Source organism: Kitasatospora sp. NPDC001132 (assembly GCF_053598415.1).
In genome coordinates this window covers 348039-354642 of sequence record NZ_JBSFKF010000005.1, presented here as the reverse complement: position 1 = coordinate 354642, position 6604 = coordinate 348039, and the positions used below count along the sequence as shown (strand labels likewise).

Here is a 6604-nt window from a genome sequence, read left to right as displayed (position 1 = left end):
ACTGATCCACCCCGAAGGGCTTCACCGTTCGACTTGCATGTGTTAAGCACGCCGCCAGCGTTCGTCCTGAGCCAGGATCAAACTCTCCGTGAATGTTTACTCGGCCCGACAATCAAGCAGGACCGGTTCACACCCGCGTTGAGCGGCACGGCAACCACCGGAATAGGGCGGCCCCGCGCACTGCGTCCTCGCTAGTGTTTATTTCAAAAGGAATCTCCAACCCCAGGAAACCTGAGGCCGGGGATGTCAACATATCTGGCGTTGACTTTTGGCACGCTGTTGAGTTCTCAAGGAACGGACGCTTCCTTCGGACCGCCTTCCAGCGGACCCTCCGGGCTTCGTTCTTTCGTGTTTCCAGCTTATCAGATGTTTTCCGCTCCGTTTTCCGGAGTTTCATTCATCCGATTTCCCGTAACTGGCCGGGATCGCTTTCGCGACGTCCACCACACTAACGCATTTCGAGCGTCACTCGAAATTCACACTCGCTCCGGTTGACGGGAACGCCAACAAGCCCATTTTCATGGGGATCAGAGCGAGAGTGGGTCTTGCCGAGTGGGATGGCCGCTCCAGCGACTCGTTCAACACTAGGCCACCTGGACGACATCGTCAAACGCCGAGGGCCGGATCTGTCCAGATCCGGCCCTCGCGGCTCGAAACCGCAGCTCAGAGCAGGTTTGTTTCAGCCATGGCCACGCCTCAGCCGGCGACCAGCTCCGCCGCCGCCAGGTTCCGCTTGCCGCGCCGCAGCACGAGCCAGCGGCCGTGCAGCAGGTCGGCCTCGGTCGGCACAGCCTCCTCGTCCGTCACCTTGACGTTGTTGAGGTAGGCACCGCCCTCCTTGATCGTCCGGCGCGCGGCCGAGCGACTCGGCGACAGGCCGACGGCGACCAGCAGGTCGACCACCGTCTGGAGCTCGGACACCTCGGCCTTCGGGACCTCGGCCAGGGCGGCCGCCAGGGTCGGGGCCTCCAGGTCCGCCAGGTCGCCCTGGCCGAACAGCGCCTTGGACGCGGCGACCGCGCGCTCGTACTGCTCCGCGCCGTGCACCAGCGTGGTGAGCTCCTCGGCGAGTGCGCGCTGGGCGAGGCGGGCGGCGGGGCGCTCGGTGGTCTCGCGCTCCAGCTCCTCGATCTCCTCCTTCGAGCGGAAGCTGAAGATCCGCAGGAAGTTCGGGATGTCCCGGTCGTCCGCGTTCAGCCAGAACTGGTAGAAGGCGTACGGGGTGGTCAGCTCGGGGTCGAGCCAGACGGTGCCGGACTCGGTCTTACCGAACTTGGTGCCGTCGGCCTTGACGATCAGCGGCGTGGCCAGCGCGTGGACGGACTTGCCGTCGGCCTTGCGGATCAGGTCCGTGCCGGCGGTCAGGTTGCCCCACTGGTCGCTGCCGCCGGTCTGCAGGGCGCAGCCGTAGCGGCGGTTCAGCTCCAGGTAGTCCATGCCCTGGAGGATCTGGTAGCTGAACTCGGTGTAGCTGATGCCCGCGTCGGAGTTGAGCCGTCGGGCGACGGCCTCCTTCGCGATCATGTTGTTGACCCGGAAGTACTTGCCCACGTCACGCAGCAGGCTGATCGCCGACATTCCGGACGTCCAGTCCAGGTTGTTGACCATGCGCGCCGCGTACGGGCCCTCGAAGTCGAGGAAACGCGAGATCTGGCCACGCAGGCGCTCGACCCAGCCGGCCACCGTCTCGGGGTCGTTGAGTACGCGCTCGGCGGTGGGCTTCGGGTCGCCGATCAGGCCCGTGGCGCCGCCGACCAGACCGAGCGGGAGGTTCCCCGCCTGCTGGATGCGACGCATGGTGAGGATCTGCACCAGGTTGCCGAGGTGCAGGCTGGGGGCCGTCGGGTCGAAGCCGCAATAGAACGTGACCGGGCCGTCCGCGAACGCCTTGCGCAGTGCGTCCTCGTCAGTGGAAAGGGCGATCAGCCCACGCCACTGCAGCTCGTCGACGATGTCCGTCACGGTCACGCTTCTCCTTCGATCGGGCGTCCGCCCGGTGCCGGCCCGATTCGGTCGGGCCCCGGGTCGGTACGACTCCAGCCTGATAGAGCCTACGCGGTTCCGGCCAGCGAGTTTTCCCCGAGGCACCCCACCGGGTCGGAGGGCCCGCTCTCCCGGGCCCCTTCCCGATACCGGAAATTCCGTTGTTCGACGGCTGCGGGCCCATTCAGAGTGGTTCCACCGCCGTGCGGCGGCAGTGACGTGTGTGGAGACGGTCGTGCCGCCGTGGCACGCCCGCGGGAAGGGTGTGCCGAGTGCGCAACACGCTGGTTCTGAACGCGAGCTACGAGCCCCTGACGACGGTGTCGCTCCAGCGCGCCGTCGTCCTGGTGCTCCAGGACAAGGCGGTGGTGGAGCAGGCGCATCCGCTGCGCTCGATCCGGGGGACGGGCGTGGCCGTCCCGGTGCCACGGGTGATCAGACTGCAACGGTACGTACGGGTGCCGTTCCGACAACAGGCTTCGTGGTCGAGGCGGGGCGTCCTGGCCCGCGACCAGCACCTGTGCGCGTACTGCGGCCGGCGGGCCACCACAGTGGACCACCTCCAGCCGAAGTCGCGCGGTGGTGCCGACAGCTGGATCAACACCGTCGCCGCGTGCGCGGAGGACAACCAGCGCAAGGCGGACCGCACGCCGGAGCAGGCCGGGATGAAGCTGCTGCGCCGCCCGTTCGTACCGACGCCGCAGGCGAGTCTCATGCTCGCGCTCGGCCTGCGCAGCTCGGAGGTCCGGGACCTCGCCGACTGGCTGCCTGCCGTACCGGGCCGACCCGTCTCGGCGGCGTGAGGCGGTTTCCAAGCACGGGGGGCGTTCTCGGCACTCTCGGCTCCCTCAGCGCTGTCGACGCTCTCGGAACTCTCGACGCTCCCGGTCTGAGGACGCTCCCGGCGTCCGGACGGCGGCGGGTGCCTGTGGGATGGCATGGACGGAGGGGAACGGACGGAGGTCCTCAGTCCTTCGCCTGGTACCCCGCCGCCGTGCCGTAGTTGGTCGAGTGCTCGGGCACCACGACCACCTGCCCGCCGCCGATCAGCACCCGTCCGGAGATCAGGAGCGAACCGGTGCCGGCCGGGAAGTTGCCGCCGATCGCCTCCTGGCCGCCCGCCAGCGGGAACCTGCTGAGGCGGGCGGGCTGGTCCCGTCGTTCATCGGCGGCGAGCACCAGCGACCCGCCGTCGATGCCCACGGCCCGGGCGGCGCCCTTGGCGGCGGTGGGCACCTTCCAGCGCTGCTTGCCGGTGTCCAGGTCGTAGCCGACGGCGGCCACCTGTCCGCCGCTGTTCGGAGGGGCCAGGGTGGTCACCATCGTCCGGCCCTCGAAGTACACGCCGGGAGTGGCCGAAAACGTACCGTGGGCGACGTCCAGCCGACCGCCGTCGACGGCCACCGGGATCTCGGCGGCCGGATCGCCGCCCGTACCCCAGGCGAACAGCCGGTCCGCCTCGGGCTTCTCGCCGGTGGTGAGGACCACGGACGGCTCGGCGGACAGCACGGTCACCGTCTTCGGCTGGTTGTTCAGGCCCTGCCACCAGGCGACCTTGCCGTCCGCGGTGTTCAGCGCGACGGTCTGGTCGGCAGGGGTCGAATCGGCGCAGGAGGAGGCGACGAGCACGGTCTTGCCGCTGACGCCGCCGGAGAGGGTGCAGAACTTGCCCTGGCCGGTGTACTGCCAGACGTCCTTCCCGTCGGCGGACTCCCAGGCCAACGCCCGGTCGTCACCGACGGCAACCACCTTGTCCTCGGTGACGCCGACCCGGGCCGAGTACGCGCCCTTGGCGTCCGAGAGAGTCCTGTTCCAGGCGGTCTTGCCGGTCTTGGTGTCCACCGCCGTCACCAGCGTGCAGGGGCTCTTCGGATCGGCCTGCGGACGGAACAGCACCGCGCCCAGACCCGCCTGGTTCACCCCCGCCGACAGCCCGCACGGAGCGGCCCCGGCGGCCGGCGGCTCCACCGACCAGGTCGGCTTGCCACCCGCCCGGTCATACGCGCGTACCCCGGAGCCGTCGGCCCGGACCACCACGTCGGCCCGCAGCCAGCTGCCGATCAGCGTGTCGTCGCCCCCGGACGAACCGGTCGCGGCGGGCTGCGCGGCCCACGCCCGGGCGTGCGCCACCGCGAAACCCGGCTCGCCGCCGCTGCTCGCCGCCGCGCTGCCGCCGCCCTCGGCACCAACCGTCAACCCGGCGGCCACCAGCACACCCAGCGCGGCCACACCGGCGCCGGTCCGCACCAGCAGGGCCTTGCGGCTGGGCACGTGCTCCCCGGTCAGCACCGCGCCGGCGGCCTTCCGGGCCTTGGCGGAAAGCGAGGAGCCGGAGCCCGCGGCGGAACCGGAACCGGCTCCGCCGCCGGCGCCTCGACGAGCAGCGGCCCTCGACGGTGCGGCGGTCTCGACCTGGCGCTCGGGGGCCTGTTCCCGAGAGGTCCCCGCAGGCTGCTCGGGGCCGGGCGCGGGTGCCGGCTCGACCTCTTCGATGTGCACGTAGCCGTCCGGCGAGTACTCCGCCCCCGCCGGGACGTACAGCCCCTCAGCGGCGGCGGGCTGCTCCGACGTGGCGTACGGCGCGTAGGACTGGTGCTGCTGTGTGTGGTCGGGGTACTGCGGATACGGCTGGTACTGCTCCTGGCCGTCGTACCGGCCCTGGACGTAGCCACCCTCGACATAGCGGCCCTCGACATAGCCGGTCGGACCGAAGCCGGACTGGCCGTACCCACTCTGGTGGTACCCGCTCTGGTCAGGGCCGGCGTGCCCGTAGCCGCCCTGGCCGAACTGCTGCTGCGGATGCTGTTGCTGCTGCCCGTACTCGGCTGAGCCGTAGCCCGGCTGCGGCTGCCACTGCGACGGCTGCTGAGGTGCCTGTTGCTGCTCGGAGTAGCCGCCGCACGCGTCGTTCTGCCAGTCCTGGTGGCCCTGGGGCGGCCACGGCTGCCGGGGGTGGGCGTCTCCGAAGGGCTCCTGCGCCATCCGTTCCCGTCCCTCCGAGCCGTCCGCCTGCCGATGCGGCAGTCAGCATCTCACGCCCGCCCGGAGGCGACGCCCGGGCCCTCGGCCCTCGGCCCTACGGTCCCGGGCTTCGCGGTCGTTCCGCGTCAGGCCGCCGACTCGGCGCGCAGGGCCTCGTCGATCCGGGCGGCGAGGGAGAAGTCGAGCCCGGTGAGGCCGCCGGCGCTGTGGGTGGACAGGACGAAGCGCAGCGTGCGCCAGCGGACGTCGATGTCGGGGTGGTGATCGAGCGCCTCGGCCTGCTCGGCGACGGCGACGACCACCCGGATCGCCGCCGGGAAGTCCGGGGCGTCGGCGGTGCGGGAGATGCTGTCACCCTCCCGCGTCCACTGGGGCAGCGCCACCAGGGCCGCCGTGATCTCGTCCTCGTTCAGCCGTACCCTGTTGCTCATCGCCGCGCTCCTGATGGGTCGTCGGTCCGGTGCCGGGATTCCGGAGTGCCGGGACTCCGGGCTACCGGAATGTCCGGGGTTCCGGTGTCAGGCGGCCTTCCGCCGCGGACGGGCCACCAGTTCGCCACCACAGTTGGGGCAGCTGTCGGCCATGGCCTCGGTGCAGTCCGGGCAGAAGGTGCACTCGTAGGAACATATCGAGGCACGGCCGTCCGCGGTCAGCGACACCGCGCAGCGCTCGCAGCTCTCACGCATCTCCAGGGCCATGGCGTACTTCTCCGATTTGCAGACGATGTGACGGTTGTTCAGTTCAACAGAAGCTTGGCGACGGCCACGAGACCGACCACCACGATGACACCGCGCAGCGCGGTCGGGGGGAGGCGGCGGCCCACCTTGGCACCGAGCAGGCCACCGACCAGCGATCCCGCCGCGATCAGACCGGCGGCGGCCCAGTTCACGGTCGAGGCGAAGAGGAAGAAGATCGCGGCGACCGCGTTCACGATCATCGCCAGGGCGTTCTTCACCGCGTTGATCCGCTGGAGGTCCTCCTGGAGCAGCATCCCCATCAGTGCCATCAGCAGCACGCCCTGCGCGGCGCCGAAGTAGCCGCCGTAGATGCCGGTCAGGAACACCCCGATCAGCAGCACCAGGCTGCCGTCCGGATCGCCACCGGGTCGGCGGCGGGCCGCGACGGCCTTGGCCACCCGCGGCTGGATCACCACCAGAACGAGCGCGAGCAGGATCAGCACCGGGACGATCGCATCGAAGGCCCCGCTCGGCAACTTGATCAGCAGCAGCGCCCCGAGCAGCCCGCCGAGCAGTGAGGCGGTGCCCATGCGCAGCACCCGGCGGCCCTGGCCCACCAGTTCACGGCGGTACCCGATCACGCCGCTGAGCGAGCCGGGGACCAGGCCGAATGAGTTGGAGACGTTGGCGGTGACGGGCGGGATGCCGACGGCGAGCAGGACCGGGAAGGTGATCAGCGTGCCGGAACCGACGATGACGTTGATCATCCCGGCGCCGATGCCGGCCGCCAGGACGGCGATCGACTCCCAGAGCGTCATGGGTCGCCTCTCCTCTCGGTCCTGTCCGAGGGGATCATGCCGGACGGCCTCGCGCGCCGACCAGACCCGCCCACGATTCGGGACGCACGCCACACACCCCGGGACGTACGCGTCGGCCTCCCGAAAGGCCGAGGGCCCGCCACC

General features: G+C 70.3%; 6 protein-coding genes and 1 rRNA gene. 1 reads left to right on the top strand and 6 read right to left on the bottom strand.

Annotated features, from left to right (window positions below):
* Positions 1 to 93, bottom strand: a 16S ribosomal RNA gene (locus ACWDBE_RS10110); the annotation flags it as partial.
* Positions 94 to 696: 603 nt separating this feature from the next.
* Positions 697 to 1962: a tyrosine--tRNA ligase gene (gene tyrS, locus ACWDBE_RS10105; protein WP_449791925.1), complete on the bottom strand. Its 1266-nt coding sequence runs from the start codon at positions 1960 to 1962 to the stop codon at positions 697 to 699.
* A 293-nt stretch (positions 1963 to 2255) separates the two neighbouring features.
* Here tyrS and ACWDBE_RS10100 point away from each other — a divergent pair, with 293 nt between their 5' ends.
* On the top strand, positions 2256 to 2786 hold the full coding sequence (locus ACWDBE_RS10100; protein ID WP_449807670.1) for an HNH endonuclease: 531 nt from the start codon (positions 2256 to 2258) through the stop codon (positions 2784 to 2786).
* Between the two features lie 163 nt (positions 2787 to 2949).
* On the opposite strand, the gene ACWDBE_RS10095 is transcribed toward ACWDBE_RS10100, so the two are convergent.
* The 4 genes from ACWDBE_RS10095 to ACWDBE_RS10080 all read right to left on the bottom strand — a co-directional run bounded on the left by ACWDBE_RS10095 (position 2950) and on the right by ACWDBE_RS10080 (position 6460).
* Positions 2950 to 4965, bottom strand: a complete 2016-nt coding sequence (locus ACWDBE_RS10095; RefSeq protein ID WP_449807669.1) for an outer membrane protein assembly factor BamB family protein — start codon at positions 4963 to 4965, stop codon at positions 2950 to 2952.
* 125 nt (positions 4966 to 5090) lie between these two features.
* Positions 5091 to 5396, bottom strand: coding sequence for a 4a-hydroxytetrahydrobiopterin dehydratase (locus ACWDBE_RS10090; protein WP_449791916.1), 306 nt, complete (start codon positions 5394 to 5396; stop codon positions 5091 to 5093).
* Between the two features lie 87 nt (positions 5397 to 5483).
* Positions 5484 to 5663, bottom strand: a complete 180-nt coding sequence (locus ACWDBE_RS10085) for a DUF1272 domain-containing protein (RefSeq protein WP_449807668.1) — start codon at positions 5661 to 5663, stop codon at positions 5484 to 5486.
* A gap of 38 nt (positions 5664 to 5701) precedes the next feature.
* Positions 5702 to 6460 carry a sulfite exporter TauE/SafE family protein gene (locus ACWDBE_RS10080; protein ID WP_449807667.1) on the bottom strand — a complete coding sequence of 253 codons (759 nt, stop codon included), beginning with the start codon at positions 6458 to 6460 and terminating at the stop codon, positions 5702 to 5704.
* Positions 6461 to 6604 lie beyond the last annotated feature (144 nt).